A 17712-nucleotide genomic window follows, 5' to 3' on the forward strand; every position below is an offset into this window, starting at 1 on the left:
GTCCTGGGTTCCCCGGACCGGGCCCGCGGCCGGGCCTCCGGCGGCCGGGCTTCCCGATCAGACCTGCCGGGCCTTGGCGATCACCGCGACGGCCATGCCCTCGTGTCCGAGCGCGTTGGGGTGGGCCTGGGCGCCCGGCGACTCCGGGGCGATGCCCTCGACCCACTTCACCCCGACGGGCTGGCAGACGTCGTGGCCGATGCCGGGGGTGTAGGTGTCGACGTACGTGGCGTTCCCGGCGGCCGCGCGGGCGGAGATCATGCCGTTGAGATCGCGGATGACGCCGCGCAGGTAGTCGAGGTCCCCGACGGCGACCGGCAGCTGCGCGGGGCAGCCGGTGCCGCTCTCCGGGAGGATCGCCGGGTAGCCCACGACGAGGATGCGTGCCTGCGGTGCCTTGTCGTGGATGGTCTTGAGCGCGGCGTCGATCTTGGGGCCGGTGGCGTCGATGCGCTGCTTGAGGACGTCCTGCCCGTCCTTGGTGAAGGCGTTCTTGCACGGCGTCGGGGAGGTCTTGTCGCCGCTGCGCATGACGCAGGTCGTCATGATCTCGCCGAAGCCGATGTCGTTGCCGCCGATGCCGAGCGTGACGAGCTTGGTCTCGGGGCCGAGCACGTCGAACTGCGGGGGCGCCGGGGTCTGGCCGCCCATGAGGGTGGTCTGCGGTGCCGCGAGGTCGGCGGTGGTGGCTCCGCCGCAGGTGGCGTCGGCGAAGGTGGGGACCGCGAGCTGCTTGGCCATCAGGTGGGCGTAGTTGCTGCCGCTGCGGCTGCAGCCGGGCGGGCTGTCGGGGACGGTCTCGGGGATCTTGACGCCGGCGGCGTAGGAGTCGCCGAGCGCGACGTAGTACGAGCCCGTGCCGGGTGCGGCGGCGGGCGGTACGGCTCCGGGAGCCGGCGCGGCGGCGGTCTGCTGCGGTGCGGCGGCTCCGCCGGGGGCGCCGGGGGCGGTGGCCGCGGGGCCGCCGGTGCCCTCGCTGTCGCCGCCGCTGTCGTCGTCGGAGGAGCAGGCGGCGAGGGTGAGGGCCATGGCCGCGGCGAGGGCCGCGGCGGCGGTGCGGTGTCGGGTGTGGCCCACGTACATCTCCCCTGGTCCATCCTTGATCGGGCCCGCCGCGGCGGTTACCGGCGGGTAGGCGTGCGGGCGAGCTTAGGCGTACGCGCGTCGGGATGCCAGAGCGCCGTGCGCCCGCTCCGTCTTCCTCAGTCGAGTTTCGTCAGTCGAGCTTGAGGCGTTCGCGGCGGCTGGCCGGGCAGGGGGTCTCGCTGAGCATGGTGAGGCTTTCGCGGGCCGCCTCGACCTCGAAGTCCTGGAGGGTGGCCACGACCACGTCGACGCGTTCGCCGTCCGCCTCGGCCACGACGCGGCCGTCCGGACCGAAGACGGCGCTGCGTCCGCAGGCCGGGCCGTCGCCGGTGGCGCCGACGTGGTTGGCGACGACGGTGTAGCAGGTGTTCTCCAGGGCGCGGGTGGCCAGGTAGAGGCCGCGGCGGTACTCCTCGTCGCCGCGGGTGAACAGGCCGCAGCACAGGTAGGCGTCGCAGCCGTCGAGGGTCGCGGCGCGCACGTGTTCCGGGAAGCCGATGTCGTGCCGGGTGCCGATGCCGAGCCGCCAGCCGCCGACCTCGACGGAGCAGCCGTGGTCGCCGGGGGCGAACAGGTCGCGGGCGCCGGGCGGCAGGTGCTGGGCGTCGTACGCGACGTGGGCCTCGCCGTCGCGTCCGACGACGAGGACCGAGGAGGACCGGGTGCCGCCGGGTCTGCGCACGCAGGCGCCGACGACGGCGACGGTGCGGCTGGCGTAGCAGGCCGCCACCAGGTCGTCGAGGCGGGGGTCGCCGGGCACGATCTCGCAGCTCGCCGGTTCGTCGCGCAGCAGGTCGAGGTCGTAGCCCGACAGGAACAGCTCGGGCAGTACGACGAGATCGGCGCCCGCGGACGCGGCGAACCGGACGAGCTGGGCGGCGGTGGCCACGTTCTCGGCCACGTTCCCGGCCAGGGCGTGTGCCTGGGCAGCGGCCACGCGCAAAGGCGCTCGATCCAACGTCACGGGCGCATTGTGGCATCGTGACGGGAATCACACCATGGTCATCTTCGGGCGGCCGGGCCCCGGGTGCACGCCACCGGCCCGTCCGCCGGGGCCGCTTCGTCGGGCTTCGCGTCGTTCGCCGCCCTTCAAGGGGCTTGGTCGGCTTGGTGGGCTTGGTCGACTTGGTGGGCTTGGGTCAGCTCGGTCCGACGTACAGCGGGTTGGGGACGGTGCCGTGCGCGGCGACGTGCGGGCGGCCCGGCCGGTCGCGGTATCCGTCGAGCAGGAGGCGGTTCCGGTTCAGGCACAGTCGGTCGATGCGCGGCGTGAGAAGGTCGAACATCTGGTGCCGGTCCGCGAGTTCGGGGAAGCGGGCCTGGTGGTCGCGGATCTCGTCGCGGACCATGGCCCAGAAGTCGGCCTGCGGCACGCCGAGGTGCATCTCGGCGATGTCGGCGAGGTAGCGGTAGTGCCCGACGAGGAGCGCCGCGTGGATGAACTGGCAGAGGTACGCGGGCTCTTCGCGCAGCAGTACGGCGGCCACCTCGTCGGGCAGGCCGTCGAGTTCGGGCAGCGGGTGGTCGCTGATGTTGACGTCGTCGACGAAGTCCTTGACGGCGAGGCGTACCGGGACGTCGTCCTCGTCGAACACGACGATGGCGTTCTCGCCGTGGGGTGAGAAGACCAGGCCGTACCGGTAGAGGCAGTGCAGCAGCGGCGGGAGCATGGTGTGGAACAGGGCGCGCAGCCACGCGCGCGGGGCGATGCCGGAGCGGTCGACGAGTTCGGCGACGAAGGGGCGGCCGTACGGGTCGATGTGCAGCAGCGACGCGAGGGTGCGGGCGCGTTCGCCGTGGTCGAGGTACGGGGTGAGGGGTTCGCGCCAGATGGTGCCGAGGAGTTCGCGGTACTGGTAGGGCACGCCGGGGAGGTCTTCGAGGACGGGGTGCCGCACGGTGACGGACGCGGTCTCGCCGAGCAGGATGACGCGGCATTCGTCGCGCAGGAATTCGTCGTCGTCGCGGAGTGCGTGGACCCAGGCGGTGACCGCGGGGGCGGCGAGGGTGCGTTCGGTGGGCAGGCCGCGCCACACGAGTGTGTTGAGCACGGACAGCGGGAGTTTGACGGTGCGTCGGGCCGGCTGGTCGACGTCGAGGAAGGTGCGGACGGACTGCTGGGCGAGGTAGCGGTCCGGGGCCTCGCCGAGGCGGATGATGCGTCCGGCGGCGATGTCGGGGGCGAAGAGCGTGGCGATGGTCTCGTCCCACTGCCAGGGGTGGACCGGCATCCACAGGTAGGCGCCGAGGTCGGCGTCCTCGCCGAGCCGGGAGACCATGCGCTCGGCGAAGCGCTGCGCGGTGGCGGGGTCCAATTCCTCGGAGTAGAGGCGGTGTTCGTCGAGGCCGGGGACGGCGCGGTAGTGCGCGAGGCTGCGGTGGACGGCGATCCACGGCAGGCGCAGGGTGCGGCGTGACTCGGGTGCGTAGCCGGCGGCGTCGGTGGCGGAGAAGCCGAGGCGTCCCTTGTTGGCGACGATCCAGGGGTGTCCCGTCTGGTGGCCTTCGAGGTCGGCGTAGTCGAGTTCGGCGAGCACGGACGCGGGCTGGGCGGTGGCGCCGATGGCGACGTCGGCGGCGAGGGTGGCGGTGAGTTCGCGGACCAGGTGGCCGGCGGTGTCGCCGGTGAGGCCGAGGGTGGAGTGCGCATCGAGGAGGAACCGCAGTGTGTCGTCGCCGGGTTCGTCGCCGAGGGGGCCGGTGCGGCGCAGCGAGGCGGGGTCGACGTGCCAGCAGTCGTACGCGCCGCGTCGGGCGCGGAAGCCGTAGCGGACCTCGCCGGGCAGGTCGATGCGGTAGGTGTCGCCGTGTTCGTGGACGGGGGTGAGGAGTTCCTCGTACGCGAACTCGGCGACGGCTTTGGCGAGCATCGCGCGTCCGGCGCGGGCCCATGCGTCGTCCTGGCGGGGCGGGTCGGCGCTGCGGGCCGCGGGCACGGACGCCGCGTGGGCGGACGGAGGTGCCGGTAGGGACGCGTCCGCGGCGGCTTCGGGGGCGGGGCCGCCGTCCGGTAAGGGTGCCGAGCCGGTTCGGGCCGGGGTGAGGGCGGGCTCAGTAGGCAGGGACACGGGGCGTCTCCAGTTCGTCGGGCGGTGCCGGGAGTGGCGCTGGGGCCGCGGTGTCTCCGGCGGCGAGTCCGAACGTGGTGTACGCGGTGCGGGCGGGCAACCGGTAGACGGCGCGTCCGCAGACGGCGTTGAGGATGACGGCGGCGCGGTGGGCGCCTAGGCCGAGGTCCGGGGTGCCGACGCCGTGGGTGTGGAGTTCGGCGTTTTGTACGTAGAGGCCGCCGGTCACCGACTCGTCGAGGGCGATGCGGTGGTCGAGGCCGATGCGGGGGCGTCCGCGGGCGTCGCGCAGCAGGTGCGCGTCGAGCGGGTCGAGGAGGTCGGGGCGCCGGGGGGCGTAGCCGGTGGCGAGGACGACCTTGTCGGTGAGGGTGGTGAACGCCCGGTCCTGCTGCGTGTGGTGGCAGCCGAGTTCGAGGCCGACCGGGGTGCGGACCACGGTGGTGACGCTGACGCCGGGCATGAGGGTGGCGCGGACGCGGCCGCCGGCGACGCCGCGTTCGTAGAGCTCGTCGTGGATCGCGGCGAGGGTTTCGGCGCTGACGGCCTTGTAGAGCTGGGCCTGCGCGGGCAGGACGCGGTCGCGTACCGGTTCGGCGAGGCCGTGGAAGTAGCGGGTGTAGTCGGGGGTGAAGTGCTCCAGGCCGAGTTTGGAGTACTCCATGGGTGCGAACGCCGGCGACCGGGTGAGCCAGGCGATGCGGTGGCGCGGTGAGGTGCGGCGGCGCAGCAGGTCGAGGAAGACCTCGGCGCCGGACTGGCCGGAGCCGACGACGGTGACGTCGGGGGCGGCGGTGAGGCTGTCGCGGTGGTCGAGGTAGTCGGCGCTGTGCAGGACGTCGCGGGGCCCGTGGGTGTCGAGGAGTTCGGCGAAGGGGGCGGGGATGACGGGTTCGGTGCCGATGCCGAGGACGAGGTTGCGGGCTGCGGCGTGGTGCGTTTCGCCGGTCTTGGTGTCGCGGAACTCGACGCGGTACAGGCCGCTTTGGGCGTCCCAGGCGGCGCGGGTGACGTCGGCGCCGAAGCGGCAGGACGGCAGGGCCGCGGCGGTCCAGCGGCAGTAGTGGTCGTATTCGCGGCGCGGTACGTGGAAGCGCTCGGCGAAGTAGAACGGGAACAGCCGGTCGTGTGCCCGCAGGTAGGCGAGGAACGACCAGGGGCTCGTCGGGTCGACGAGGGTGACGAGGTCGGCGAGGAACGGCACTTGGAGTGTGGTGCCGTCGACGAGGAGGCCGGGGTGCCAGCGGAACTCGGTGGACCGGTCGAGAAAAAGGGTGCGCAGCCCGCCGACCCGGTCGGCGAGTGCGGCGAGGGCCAGGTTGAACGGGCCGATGCCGATGCCGACGAGGTCGTGGACGGGGGTCCCGGGGTCGGAGCGGGTGCTTCCGCTGCGCGGGTGGGGCAGTTCGCGTGCGGTCACTCGGTCGCCGCCGGGTTTCCGTTCGCGGGGGCGCCCTTGGCGCCGGACCGTGCCGCGGCGGCGCGCTGGGTCTCCGGCGTGTCCGGGGTGGGGCCGCCGTCGCGGTGGCGTTCGCGGATCATGAGCGCGGCGGTCTTGCCGGGCAGCGACAGGTCCACGGAGCGGCGGAAGCCGGCGCGGCGGAACGCGGCGATGGAGGCGGCGTTGCGTACGTCGGGTTCGGCGATGACGCGCTGCGTGTCCGGGGCGGCGCGCAGGATGAGTTCGCTGACCACGAGCAGGAGCAGCGAGCCGAGGCCCTGGCCGCGGTGCGCGGCGGGTCCGATGAGGACGTGCACGCCGACGTCGTGGGGCTGGGCCGCGTAGTGCCGGGCCAGCGGGTCGAGGTCGGCCCGGTAGAGCTCCCAGTAGCTGACGGGCTGGTCGTCGAGGCAGCCGACGTACGCGGTGGCGTGCGTGAGGCGGCTGTGTGCGGCGAGGTGCTTGCCGGTCACCTCGATGCCGCCAGCGAGTTCCCACCAGCGGGCCACCTCGGGGTCGTTCATCCATTCGTGGATGATCGGGAGGTCGCGCTTGAGGTGCAGTTCGTGGAACGAGAACCGGCCGGGGGGCAGCGAGACGGTGCCCCAGCGGTTGGCCTCGGTGAGCGGTCCGGAGAGCCCTTCGCGCAGGCGGCGGTGGGTGAGGCGGAGGGTGTCGTCGTCGGGGACGCCGATGGGGTCGGCGTCGGCGGTGGTTCGGGCGTGCTGGGCGGCGGCGGCCTGGACGGCGGCCTCCACGGTGGCGTCGGCGGGGCTGTTGGGGGACAACGGGGACACGGTCATGCGGGGACGGCACCTCCGGACATGCGATGTGCGTGGAGCGGGTTGGGGATGTCGACGTACACGGACTGGGTGGCCACGGGGCCCACCAGTTCGTCGAGTCCGTGCAGCCGGGTCATGAGGTTGCCCTTGCAGCGCAGGGTCGGTTCGCCGGTGAGCAGGCGCGCGGCGCGTACCCGGGGGGCGTGCGCGGCGAGGGTGGCGTGCAGGCGGCGCAGGAGGGTGTCCTCGTCGGCGAGGCGTTGGGCGCCGAACGCGCCGACGAGGCCGAGGAGGTTGTTGACGCCGAGGTAGTAGGCGAGGCGCTCGTCGGCGACGTCGTCGGGGACGAGGGTGTCGCTGCCGCCGCCCGCGCCGAGGAGGCGCTGCTGGAGGTCGGCGGTGCGGGAGTTGCGGAAGTAGTAGCCCTGGTTGTCGCGGAAGCGGCCGCCGGCGGGCCAGCCGTCCGGGTCGAGGACGACGAGGGTGTTCTGCTGGTGGGCCTCCAGGGCGATCCCGGCGTGTGCGTCGAGCCACAGGATGGGGTCGGCGACGACGGCGAGGTAGCGCGTGAACCACTCCTCGGCGACGGACGCGGTGGCGCGGCCGGTGCGTTTGGCGAGGGTGTGGACGAGGGCGGCGAGGCGGGACGGGCCCATGCCGGGGCGTTCGGCGACCAGGCCCGCGACGCAGGCGACGTCGTCGCCGTCGAACGGGTTGTCGCGGAAGACGAGTTCGAGGCCGCTCTCGGCGCGTTCGGGGCCGCTGGTGCGCGGGGCGTCGACGGCGAGCCAGGCGACGTCGCGGACGATGTCGAAGTCCGGGTGGGCGTCGTGGAGTTCGGCGGCCAGGCCGGCGCACAGGAGGCGGTCGACCTCGACGCCGCGCAGGAGTTCCTTGCGGAGGTTCTCGCGGCGCGAGTTGGTGATGCGCAGGCCGAGGGAGAGCTTGAGCATGACGGGCGCGCCGGTCCGGTAGACGGTGCGTACCGAGGAAGTGGGGTGCCACGGCGGCCCGAACGGTCCGAGGTCGCGGATGAGGGCGACGTCGAGGAGGGCGCGGATGCCGGGGCGGTGTGCCAGGTCGCGGGCCTGCCAGGGGTGCACGGGCACGAGGACGTGGTCCTCGGGTCCGACGAGTCCGTCGGAGAGTTCCGCGGCGATGGCGGCGGCGGTTTTGCCCGTGGTGCTGTCGTGGGTGACCAGGTCCTGGTGGACGGCGAACCAGTGGAGGGGGAAGGAGCCGCGCAGTTCGGGTGCGTAGGCGGCGGCTTCCGCGGTGGTGAGGCCGTCGCGGCTCTTGGGCGTGGGGTGGGTGGGGTGGCCCAGGAGCAGTGCCTGTTCGGCGGCGAGGAACGGCGTGGTGCCGGGCGGGTCGTCGGGGTGCGCGCGGCGGTGGCGTACGTGGTCGGCGGCGCGGCGGGCGGAGTCGGCGACGCGCGCGGCGGTGTCGGTACGGGCGGCCGCGTTGGCGCCGTCGGCTTCGCGGCCGAGGAGCGCGGCGACGGTGACGGCGTCGAGCTCGGGCCCGGCGGCGTCCGCGAGGCGGGGCGGGCCGAAGCGGTGCCATCCGGCCTGCGACCAGTAGCGGACGGGCACTTCGAGGGTGACGCCGGTCGCGGGCATGGGCAGGCGGAGCGGCCGGTCGGCGGGCGGCCCCGGTACGCCGCGTTCGCGCACCCAGCAGCGCAGCAGGGCCTCGGTCGCGGCGGCGTCGCCGACGCGGTCGGGGTCGGGGTGGTCGAGCGGGTCGCCTGTCCAGGTGCGCGTCTCGTCGCCCGCGTGGGCGGCGGGGTGTGCGGGGGCGGGCACGGGGACTCCGACAGGCACGGCGGGACCTGCGGTCGTCATCATGGCTCCGGGGGTTCGATCGGCCCGGTTGGACCGACATCCATCGATGATCTGGTGATTTCCGGCGATGTCGACCATTTGGCCGGTGTTTCGCGGAAATTTGGGGAGATTCGGGAAGAGTTGGGCAAACAGCAGAATTCGCTGGGCCGTCAGCGGGCTATGCCGAGGCGGTGCCCCGGCGGAGGTCGCCGGTGGGTCACAGGTCGCGCTCCACGGCACGCCCCGCCTCCACGACCGCGCGCAGCACCGCGTCCACGTCGCGCTCGCCGGCGTACGGGTTGAGGAGGGTGAGCTTCAAGCGCACCGAGCCGGGGCCGGTGCCGACCTCGGTGCGGCCGACCACGGCCCGGCCCGAGGTGAGCAGGCGGCGGCGCAGTTCGGCGTTGACCAGGTCGGCATGCCGGCCGACGGGCTCGCCCGGGTGCGGGTGCGGGACGTACCGGAACACCACGCTGGTCAGCACTGGTTCGGCGGTCAGTTCGAGGGCGCCGGGGCCGGGGTCGCGGTCGATGCGCTCCGCCGCGTAGCGCGCGAGGGCGTGGCAGCGGTCGACGAGCGCGCCGAGCCCGTCGCGGCCGAGCGCCCGCAGCGTCACCGCGATCTTGAAGACGTCGGCGCGGCGCGTGGTGCGCGGCGAGAACCCGAGCAGGCTGGGCAGGCCCGCCTGTTCGTCGTCGGCCGGGTTGAGGTACTTCGCGCGCTGGGCGAGCGGGGCGAACAGCGCGCGGTCGCGGACCAGGAAGACGCCCGCGGCGACCGGCTGCCAGCCGAGCTTGTGCAGGTCGAGGCCGATCGAGTCGGCGCGGCCGATGCCGTGCAGGAGGGGCGCGAGGCGGTCGGAGAACAGCGCGCCGCCGCCGTACGCCGCGTCGACGTGCAGCCAGACGCCGTGTTCGCGGGCGACGTCCGCGCAGGCCGCGAGGGGGTCGACGGCGCCGAGGTCGGTGGTGCCCGCGGTCGCGACGATCGCGGTGGGGCGGTCGTTCGCGGCGAGCACGCGGCGGCACACGGCGTCCAGCGCGCCGGGGTCGACGCGGTGGTCGGCGCCGGTCGCGACGGGCACCACGGCGTCGTCGCCCATGCCGAGGAGGGCCGCGGACCGACGGACGGAGAAGTGCGCGGCGTCCGAGCACAGGATGCGGTGGCGGCCCGCGCTGGGCCCGCCGCGGTCGCGGGCGAGGAGCAGGCCGAGCAGGTTGGACTCGGTTCCGCCGGTGGTGACGGTGCCCGCGGCGAGGCCGGGCACGAAGCCGGCCGCGGCGGCGAGCGCGGCGACGACCTCGGTCTCCAGCGCGGTGGCCGCGGGGGCCTGGTCCCAGGAGTCGAGGGACGGGTTGAGCGCGGAGGCGGCGAGATCGGCGGCGACCGCGACGGCGAGCGGCGGGCAGTGCAGGTGCCCGGCGCAGGCGGGGTCGGCGGGGTCGGCGGTGCCGTACGCCAGGACGCGGGTCAGGTCCGCGAGCGCCTCGTGCGCGCCGACACCGCGGGCGGGCAGCGGGTCGGCGGCGAGGGCGCGGCGTACGGCGGCGTCGACGGCCGGGGGCCCGCCGGGCGGCAGCGGCCCACCGCGGTCCCGCGCCCCGGCGGCGAGCGACGCCAGGACGGTGCCGAGGAGTTCGCCGAGGGCGTCGGGCCCGGAGACGCCTCCGGCGAGCGGCGCCGGCAAGGCCGCCGGCTCACGCGGCTGCGCCGCTGACGCCGACGTCGCGGGCGCGGGCGCGGGCGGAGCCACCGTCTGAGTCGCCGCGGGCGCCGCGGATGCCGCCTGAACTGCCGCGGGAGCCACGGGAACCGCCTGGGTCGCCGCGGGTGCCGCCTGGGCCGAAGCGGGTGCCACCTGAACCGATGAGCCGGCCTCCGGCGCCTGCGCCGGCGCCGGTCCGGGCGGGGGCACCGGCGCGGGCTCCGGCGTCGGATCGGACACGATCATGCGCTCCTCCGTTGCGCCACGGCGGCGGGCACCGCCTCGCAGAGCCGGTCCAGCACGGCGTCGGCCTGCGCCTCGGTCATCGTCAGCGGGGGGAGCAGACGCACCACCGTGCCGTGCCGGCCGCCCAGTTCGATGACGAGGCCGCGCTCCAGGGCTTCGGCGCGTACCGCAGCGGCGAGTTCGGGGGCGGGCGGGCGGGATCCGTCGGGGCCGGGCGGGGCGTCCGGGTCGACGATCTCGACGCCGATCATGAGGCCGCGGCCGCGGACGTCGCCGACCGCAGGCTCGGCGGCCATGAGTTGCCGTAGCCCCGCGGTGAGCCGTGCGCCGAGGCGCGCGGCCTCCTCGTCGAGGCGGTTCTCGCGGATGAAGCCGATGGTCGCGGTGCCGGCCGCCATGGCCAGCTGGTTGCCGCGGAAAGTACCGGCGTGCGCACCCGGCCACCAGCGGTCCAGGTCGCCGCGGTAGACGACGACGGCGAGCGGCAGCGACCCGCCGACGGCCTTGGAGATGACCATGACGTCGGGCACGATCCCGCTGTGCTCGATCGCCCAGAAGGCGCCGGTGCGTCCGAGGCCGGTCTGCACCTCGTCGACGATCATCGGGATGCCGCGTTCGTCGGTGATCCGGCGCATCTCGCGCAGCCACGTGTCGGGGGCGGGGATGACGCCGCCCTCGCCCTGCACGACCTCGAGGATCATCGCGGCGGGTGCGGCCACGCCGCCGGACGGGTCGTCGAGCAGGGTCTCGGCATAGCGGGCGGCGAGCCGTGCGCTCTCGCCGCCGCCGGTGCCGAACGGACAGCGGTACGCGTGCGGGTACGGCAGCCGCGTCACCTCGTCCGCCCCCGGCCCGATCGCCTCGCGGATCGCGGTGTCGCCGCTGACCGCGAGCGCCCCGGCCGTCATGCCGTGGTACGCCCCGGCGAACGCCAGCATGCCGCGCCGACCGGTCGCGGTGCGCACCAGCTTGAGTGCCGCCTCCACGCCGTCGGTGCCCGCGGGTCCGCAGAACTGGATGCGGGCGTCGCGCGCGAACTCCGGTGGCAGCGTTTCGAACAGCGCCTCGACGAAGCGGTCCTTGACCGGCGTCGCGAGGTCGAGGACGTGCAGCGGTGCGCCGGAGTCCAGGACGCCGCGGATCGCCTCCAGGACGACGGGGTGGTTGTGGCCGAGCGCGAGCGTGCCGGCGCCGGACAGGCAGTCGAGGTAGCGGCGGCCGTCGGCGCCTTCGACCGTCATGCCCTTGGCGCGGACCGGGACGATCGGCAGCGACCGCGCGTACGTCCGGGCGGACGACTCGCGGCGGGCCTGGCGCAGGAGGATGCCCTCGGGCCCGGCCGCGGCACCCGCGCCCGCCGCTCCCGCACCTGCTCCGGTGCCTGCTCCCGAGCCGACTGCGGTGGCGTCGGTCGTCGTGGGTGCGGCGCTCACGGGCATGCCTCCCGGGTTGAGGCCGAGCGGGCTCGGCGGGTGGGTCCGGGCATACCGCCCCGGCGATCAAAATTAGGTAAGGCTTACCTTAGATATGTCACGCTTCGCAACCAACACCACCGTTTCGAGTGACCGTACGGGCTTTCCGTGCTTCCGGGGCGGTTTCCGCTCGACGTCCGCACCTCCTGTCCAACGATCAGGACCGACCGCGAACACGGGTAGGGGGCCGCCCTTTTCGAGGTACCCGCACAACGCGCACGCGCGCCGTGCGCCCCGGCCCGCGAAAGCCCCGGCTCGCCAACCTCCCGGTCCGAACACACCGGCCCGAACGCCCAGCCCGAGACACACAGCCCGAAACACACAGCCGAACACGACGAAGCGGCGGGACCCTTTTTCGGGGTCCCGCCGCTTCGTCGTGCGTCCGTGGCGTGTTCGCCTGTCGTTCCTACCGGTTGGCCACCGCGAAGCCCTGCAGTTCGGCGGCCAGCATGGCACCGACCCGGGCGCGCAGCCACGTGCCCTCGGCACGGTGCTCGCTCTCCAGGATCTCGCCGCTTTCGTGCACCTTCGCGACGAGGTCACCGCGGTGGTACGGCACCAGCGCCTCCACCTCGACCTCGGGGCGCGGCAGTTCCTCGTCGATCAGGGCGAGGAGCTCCTCGATGCCCTGCCCGGTCTTCGCCGAGACGACGACGGCGTGCGGCTCGCGGCGCAGCAGCCGGGCCAGGACCAGCGGGTCCGCGGCGTCGGCCTTGTTGACCACCACGATCTCCGGCACGTTCTGCGCCTCGACCTCGACGAACACCTCGCGTACCGCGGCAAGTTGCGCCTCGGGTTCGGCGTGCGAGCCGTCCACGATGTGCAGGATCAGGTCGGCTTCGGCGACCTCTTCCAGCGTGGAGCGGAACGCCTCGACGAGCTGGTGCGGCAGGTGCCGTACGAAGCCCACCGTGTCGGCCAGCGTGTAGACGCGGCCGGACGGCGTCTCGGACCGGCGTACGGTCGGGTCCAGGGTGGCGAACAGCGCGTTCTCCACCAGGACACCCGCCCCGGTCAGCCGGTTGAGCAGCGAGGACTTGCCCGCGTTGGTGTATCCGGCGATCGCCACCGACGGCACCTTGTTGCGGCGCCGCTCGGCGCGCTTGGTGTCGCGCGCCTTCTTCATGTCGGCGATCTCGCGGCGCATCTTGGCCATCTTCTCGCGGATGCGCCGCCGGTCGGTCTCGATCTTGGTCTCACCGGGACCGCGGGTGGCCATGCCGCCACCGCTGCTGCCGCTGCCGCCACCGCCCATCTGGCGGGACAGCGACTGGCCCCAGCCGCGCAGGCGCGGAAGCATGTACTGCATCTGCGCGAGCGAGACCTGCGCCTTGCCCTCACGCGACTTGGCGTGCTGGGCGAAGATGTCGAGGATGAGCGCGGTCCGGTCGACGACCTTGACCTTGACCACGTCTTCCAGATGAATGAGCTGACCGGGCGTCAGTTCACCGTCGCAGACGACGGTGTCGGCGCCGGTCGCGACGACGACGTCACGCAGTTCCCGGGCCTTGCCGGAACCGATGTACGTGGCCGGGTCCGGCTTGTCGCGGCGCTGGATGACGCCTTCGAGGACCTCGGATCCGGCGGTCTCGGCGAGGGCCGCGAGCTCCTGCAGGGAGTTCTCGGCCTCCTCCACGGTGCCGTCGGTCCAGACGCCCACGAGCACCACGCGCTCCAGGCGGAGCTGGCGGTACTCGACTTCGGTGACGTCGGCGAGCTCGGTGGACAGTCCCGCCACGCGGCGCAGCGCCTGGCGGTCGGCGAGGTCGAACTGGTCGCCGTCGTAGCCCGCGCCATGTGCAGCAGGACCCGACCCGGCGGTGTCGCCCGAACCGTCGCCGTCAGCGTCGTCGAATCCGTCGAGGTCGAGGTCGTCGAAAAGTTCGACTGCGGAATCGTCGTCGTGCGGGGAGCGGTCGTATGCGGAGGTCATATTGTCCTGTTCAACACGGCGCGGTGCGGAGATGTTCCGCCCCGTCGCCTGGGGAATCCGTCCCCTCGATCGTGCCACGCAGGCCCGCAGAATGGCACGCGGGTTTCCCCCGTTGTGTCGGGAGTCCGCCGCGGCGCGTCGGGCTGCCTGAGGCGTACGTCAGGGTGGCCAGGCGCGTGTGTCAGGCGTGCGTCAGGTGCGTCGGCTGTGCGGCAGAGGCGCGAGGCCGTGCTCAGGACGTCAGCACGCGTGCCTGGCCCGCCGTCGTGCGCACCTTGATCTTGCTGGCGGCGTTGGCGTCCTTGGCGACGTCCACGTCGGTGTCGCCGACGGTCGCCTCGACGTCCACGTTGTAGGACTGGCCGGAGGGCACGCGGACGGTGGCGCGGCCCGCGGTCGTCTTGGCGTCCACATTCGCGGGGGCGGCGCTGAAGGTCAGGTCGAGCGACCCCGCGGTGGTCCGGGCGGTGGCCTGCTTGGCGGTGAGCGCGTCACCGTCGATCTTGCCGGCGCCGGTGCTGACGTCGAGGTCGCCGGACAGCCCGGTGAGGCGTACCTCGCCCGCGTCGGTCTCGACGTGCGCGCCGGTGCCGCGCGGCACCTCGACCTCGTACGACACCCAGCAGTCCTTGTTACCGCACTTGTACGTCAGGTCCACGGTGCCGTTGTCGACCTTGTGGCTGGTGGTCGGCTCGGTGCCGCCCTCCCAGTTCCACTTCTCGGTGACCTTGACCTGGGGTATGTCCTTCTCGGTGACGGTGACCTTGCCGGCCGTGGTGACGACCGAGATCTTGCCGACCTTCTCGCTGACCTCGTACGTGTTCGTCTTCTTGTGCTCGGCGTCGACGTCGACGTCCATCTCGCACGCGGCCAGGACCAGGGGGACGACCGCCACCGCCGGTATCAGCACGGCGAGTCGGCGGCGGCGGTTTCGGGCATGGGACGCGGACATCGGGGCCTCCTGGCAGGGAACGCTGGCGTACGTTCCACGCTAGGTCGAGCCCGTCGGCGACACCTCGCCCGCGCGACCGGGAAGGGCGCTCATCCCCACGGCGGAGAACACCCCGGCTCTCCCCTACTTTCTCCGGGGTTCCCCCCTCGGGGATACATCGTTCGTAGGGTTGACGGCGCCTCGTCCCGGCTGCATCGCGACCGCGTCCCGGAGGTTCTCCCCCGGAAGCCTCAGGCCAGGTGGGCGAGCGCGGCCTGCGTCAGGGCCGCGAACTCCGCGGACTCCGCCTCGTCCAACACCGAGTACGCGCCCGCGACCATCTCGTCGGTGAGCACCTCCGCGTCCGCGCGGCGCTCGGCCAGCACGTCGTCGAGCTCCGGGAACGGCTCGGTCCAGCCGAAGAACTTGATCATGCCCTCGTTCTTGCGCTCCCCGATCTGCGCATCCAGGGCGCCTATGCGGTGGATGCGCAGGGCCAGCGCGTGCAGGTCGCTGCGCAGCTCGCGGAGCGTCTGGAAGTGGTGCATCGCGCGGGCGGGAGCGTCCTCGGCGCCGGGCATGGCACGCCATCCGCTGGACAGGCGTCCGGCCGTCCCGAGGTCGTTCGCGTCGGTGATCCGGCCCGCGAGGTCGGCGAGACGCGCGACGCCGGGCAGGTCCGCGAGCTTGGCGCGGCCCCATGCGTGGCAGCACTCGGCGTACGCCGCGGCGGCCTCGGCGGGCGGGCCGATCTTCGCGGCGGCGGCCCACATCCCGGTGATGGCCGCGGGCTCGAAGTAGTGGAACGCGTCGGCCACCACCTCGTCGGACGCGTCCCCGATCACGCCGCCGCGACCCGCGATGTAGAACTGGAGTCCGTCGTAGCCCAGTTCGGCGCCGCGCGCGGTGGTCGCGGGGTCGAAGAAGAACTTCGACCCGATCTGCTGGATCGCGGGCTTGACCGCCTGGGTGGTGGCGCGCGCGACGTCCATGCGTGAACTCATTGAAGGCCCTCCGACTGCTTTCGCTTGGCTGCGTCAAGCGTTTCTAGCAGAGCGGCCGCGAAGGGCCCATACAGGTGGGCACGGATACGGGCGACCCGGCCGGATCGGGCCAGGGGGTCGGTCGGGCCAGAGGGACAGATCAGGCGGGTCGGTCAGGCGGGTCGGCTCAGCCGCGCATCGTGAGGCGGGCGAGGTCGACCTCGCCCTCGGCGACGATCACCGCGGGACCGGTCATCTCGACTCGGCCGTCCGCGAACTCCGTGATCACCAGGCGGCCGCCCGGCACGTCGACGGTGTACGTCGCGGGCAGCTCGGCGCCGTCCCGCCGCGCGGTGGCGACCATGACCGCGCACGCGCCCGTCCCGCACGAGCGGGTCTCGCCCGATCCGCGCTCATGCACGCGCATCGCCACGTGCCCCGGCGCGCGGTCGACCACGAACTCGATGTTCATGCCCTCGGGATACGCCGACGCGGGCGTCACCGGCGGCGCGGTGTACAGGGTGCCGGCGTCGTCGAGGTGGTCGACGAACACGACGGCGTGCGGGTTGCCCATGTTGACGTTGACGGCGGGGCGCACCGTGCCGTCGGGCAGCGTGACCTCGATGCCGTCGGGGCCGGGGAAACGCGCGGAGCCCATCTCGGCGGTGACGTCGCCGCCGTCGGCCGGCACGCGCACCGTCTTGACGCCGCCCCGGGTGGCGATGCGCAGGTCGCCTGGCGCGGCCTCGCCGGACTCGACGAGGTAGCGGGCGAACACGCGTACGCCGTTGCCGCACATCTCGGCGATGCTGCCGTCGGAGTTGCGGTAGTCCATGAACCATTCGGCCTCGTCGGCCATGTGGGCGGCCGCGGGGTCCTTGGCCGAACGCACGACGCGCAGCAGCCCGTCCGCGCCGATGCCCGCGCGCCGGTCGCACAGCGCGGCCACGTGGCGCGCGTCGAGGTCGAGGGCACCGTCGGCATCGGGGACGATGACGAAGTCGTTCTCGGTGCCGTGCCCCTTGAGGAATCGCAGAGTGCTCACCCTCCCGATCCTACGGTCCGGACCGCGAATCGCCGCCCGGCGCCCGGCGCCCGAGGGGCCTGGCAGGGTGAGGTCCACCAGCTCCCAGTCGGCGATCAGCGGCGGCAGGCCGTCGGTGAACTGCGCGCGACGATCGCCAGGCCCTCGCGGATACGGCGGCCAGGCCCTCGTCCAGGTGCAGCACGCCCGGGTGCAGCGGAAACCCGGTGCACCCGGCACGCGTCCCCGAGCAGCGCCCTGAGCCAGTCGAGCCGGCTTCGTCAGTGGCGAACCGGCCGCTGCCGACGCCCACCAGAATGTCCCGGCCGAAGAGCGATCAGGTCCGCAGCCCGAAGCGCTCCTTGAAGCGGTGCGGCAGGCGCAGCGACGCCCCCACGGCGGTGTCCCCGGCGACGATGACCGGGTCACGCGCGAAGATCTGCAGGGGGAAGGGCGAGAACTCGGCGAGACCGCCTGCTCGTCGTGGGTCAGCTGCTCGGGCCGGTGCACGACGACGCCGCGGGCCGCCAGGAAGTCTTCGAGGGCGCCGAGTTGATCGCGGCAGCGGACGTACCCCTCGGGATCGGCCTCGGACCAGCGGCCGCCCCGGGCGTCAGTCCAGCCGTCGCCGAAGCCGGCGGGCGGGACCGCGCGGCGACCGCCGGTCGTCGGGGATGCGGAAGTCGAGCCGACGCCCCACCACAACCTCGTCGAGACGGTCCCATTCGCGGAAGACGCCGATCGCGGCCCGGCGGTCATCGGCCGCTGGGCGCTGCCCTTCTGCGGTCGTCATCGTCGGCTCGTCCCATGGGCGCGAGGGAGCGAAACCGCCGAGGCACCACCGATCCGGCAATCGGGTGACGCCCCGCGATCCGAGCACGGCGCGATCCCCCGGACCGCGTGATTCAGCGGACCGCGCGATTCCCCGGACCGCGCGATTCCGCGGTCGAATCGACGCGCGCGGACCGTCCGCCGGTGCCCTCAGCCTCGCGACGACGCCGCCGGGCCGGCTGCGCGCCACGGTCAGCGGCGCGCAGCCCAACGGAACGCCCTCGTTCCTCCGGCCGCCGCGGTCGGTCGTGTCCGCACCCTGCCGCCGGACCTACCGGCGGCAGATTTACGTCGGCCTAAGGCCTGTCCCGTAAGTGCCGGTCGCGGGTGGCATGATCTTGATGTGGCTGGTGTGATCACGGCGTCGGAGCCGTCCTGGATAGC

The 17712-nt window shown here is 73.5% G+C and carries 13 protein-coding genes; all 13 read right to left on the bottom strand.

The genetic code is table 11. The annotated features are described in order from the left end of the window. Positions 1–57: 57 nt before the first annotated feature. Positions 58–1077, bottom strand: coding sequence for an SGNH/GDSL hydrolase family protein (locus tag AB0C36_RS27740; RefSeq protein ID WP_358358981.1), 1020 nt, complete (start codon positions 1075–1077; stop codon positions 58–60). A 139-nt stretch (positions 1078–1216) separates the two neighbouring features. Beyond that, positions 1217–2050, bottom strand: coding sequence for a carbon-nitrogen hydrolase family protein (locus AB0C36_RS27745; RefSeq protein ID WP_358358984.1), 834 nt, complete (start codon positions 2048–2050; stop codon positions 1217–1219). Positions 2051–2225: 175 nt separating this feature from the next. Beyond that, positions 2226–3956 (bottom strand): IucA/IucC family protein, encoded by a 1731-nt coding sequence (locus AB0C36_RS27750; RefSeq protein WP_358359011.1) that lies wholly within the window; start codon positions 3954–3956, stop codon positions 2226–2228. 181 nt (positions 3957–4137) lie between these two features. Further along, positions 4138–5574 carry a lysine N(6)-hydroxylase/L-ornithine N(5)-oxygenase family protein gene (locus AB0C36_RS27755; RefSeq protein WP_358358987.1) on the bottom strand — a complete coding sequence of 479 codons (1437 nt, stop codon included), beginning with the start codon at positions 5572–5574 and terminating at the stop codon, positions 4138–4140. Beyond that, positions 5571–6398: a GNAT family N-acetyltransferase gene (locus tag AB0C36_RS27760; RefSeq protein WP_358358989.1), complete on the bottom strand. Its 828-nt coding sequence runs from the start codon at positions 6396–6398 to the stop codon at positions 5571–5573. The genes AB0C36_RS27755 and AB0C36_RS27760 overlap by 4 nt, the downstream gene beginning before the upstream one ends. Continuing rightward, positions 6395–8227, bottom strand: a complete 1833-nt coding sequence (locus AB0C36_RS27765; RefSeq protein WP_435839127.1) for an IucA/IucC family protein — start codon at positions 8225–8227, stop codon at positions 6395–6397. The genes AB0C36_RS27760 and AB0C36_RS27765 overlap by 4 nt, the downstream gene beginning before the upstream one ends. 193 nt (positions 8228–8420) lie before the next feature. Then, positions 8421–9890 carry a pyridoxal phosphate-dependent decarboxylase family protein gene (locus tag AB0C36_RS27770; protein ID WP_358358992.1) on the bottom strand — a complete coding sequence of 490 codons (1470 nt, stop codon included), beginning with the start codon at positions 9888–9890 and terminating at the stop codon, positions 8421–8423. 260 nt (positions 9891–10150) lie between these two features. Then, a complete protein-coding gene (locus AB0C36_RS27775) occupies positions 10151–11593 on the bottom strand; it encodes a diaminobutyrate--2-oxoglutarate transaminase (protein ID WP_358358996.1) in 1443 nt (480 codons plus the stop codon). Positions 11594–12032: 439 nt separating this feature from the next. Beyond that, on the bottom strand, positions 12033–13559 hold the full coding sequence (gene hflX / locus AB0C36_RS27780) for a GTPase HflX (protein WP_358358999.1): 1527 nt from the start codon (positions 13557–13559) through the stop codon (positions 12033–12035). Between the two features lie 232 nt (positions 13560–13791). Next, on the bottom strand, positions 13792–14511 hold the full coding sequence (locus tag AB0C36_RS27785) for a DUF4097 family beta strand repeat-containing protein (protein WP_358359002.1): 720 nt from the start codon (positions 14509–14511) through the stop codon (positions 13792–13794). A 230-nt stretch (positions 14512–14741) separates the two neighbouring features. Continuing rightward, a complete protein-coding gene (locus AB0C36_RS27790) occupies positions 14742–15494 on the bottom strand; it encodes an SCO6745 family protein (RefSeq protein WP_358359004.1) in 753 nt (250 codons plus the stop codon). Between the two features lie 166 nt (positions 15495–15660). Beyond that, the gene (gene dapF / locus AB0C36_RS27795; RefSeq protein WP_358359006.1) at positions 15661–16518 is read right to left on the bottom strand and encodes a diaminopimelate epimerase; all 858 of its coding nucleotides are present in this window, start codon (positions 16516–16518) and stop codon (positions 15661–15663) included. Positions 16519–17110: 592 nt separating this feature from the next. Then, complete coding sequence (locus tag AB0C36_RS27800) at positions 17111–17290, bottom strand: hypothetical protein (protein WP_358359008.1); 180 nt, start codon at positions 17288–17290, stop codon at positions 17111–17113. Between the last annotated feature and the right edge of the window lie 422 nt (positions 17291–17712).

The organism is Streptodolium elevatio (genome assembly GCF_040649515.1).
In the GTDB taxonomy this organism is placed as follows: Bacteria; Actinomycetota; Actinomycetes; order Streptomycetales; family Streptomycetaceae; genus Yinghuangia; species Yinghuangia elevatio.

Excerpts from the sequence above, each read along its gene's own strand:
- AB0C36_RS27750 (WP_358359011.1), bottom strand. The coding sequence starts at position 3,956 with ATGCTCGCCAAAGCCGTCGCCGAGTTCGCGTACGAGGAACTCCTCACC.
- AB0C36_RS27760 (WP_358358989.1), bottom strand. The coding sequence starts at position 6,398 with ATGACCGTGTCCCCGTTGTCCCCCAACAGCCCCGCCGACGCCACCGTG.
- AB0C36_RS27765 (WP_435839127.1), bottom strand. The coding sequence starts at position 8,227 with ATGATGACGACCGCAGGTCCCGCCGTGCCTGTCGGAGTCCCCGTGCCC.
- AB0C36_RS27775 (WP_358358996.1), bottom strand. The coding sequence starts at position 11,593 with ATGCCCGTGAGCGCCGCACCCACGACGACCGACGCCACCGCAGTCGGC.
- hflX (WP_358358999.1), bottom strand. The coding sequence starts at position 13,559 with ATGACCTCCGCATACGACCGCTCCCCGCACGACGACGATTCCGCAGTC.
- AB0C36_RS27785 (WP_358359002.1), bottom strand. The coding sequence starts at position 14,511 with ATGTCCGCGTCCCATGCCCGAAACCGCCGCCGCCGACTCGCCGTGCTG.
- AB0C36_RS27790 (WP_358359004.1), bottom strand. The coding sequence starts at position 15,494 with ATGAGTTCACGCATGGACGTCGCGCGCGCCACCACCCAGGCGGTCAAG.
- AB0C36_RS27800 (WP_358359008.1), bottom strand. The coding sequence starts at position 17,290 with ATGACGACCGCAGAAGGGCAGCGCCCAGCGGCCGATGACCGCCGGGCC.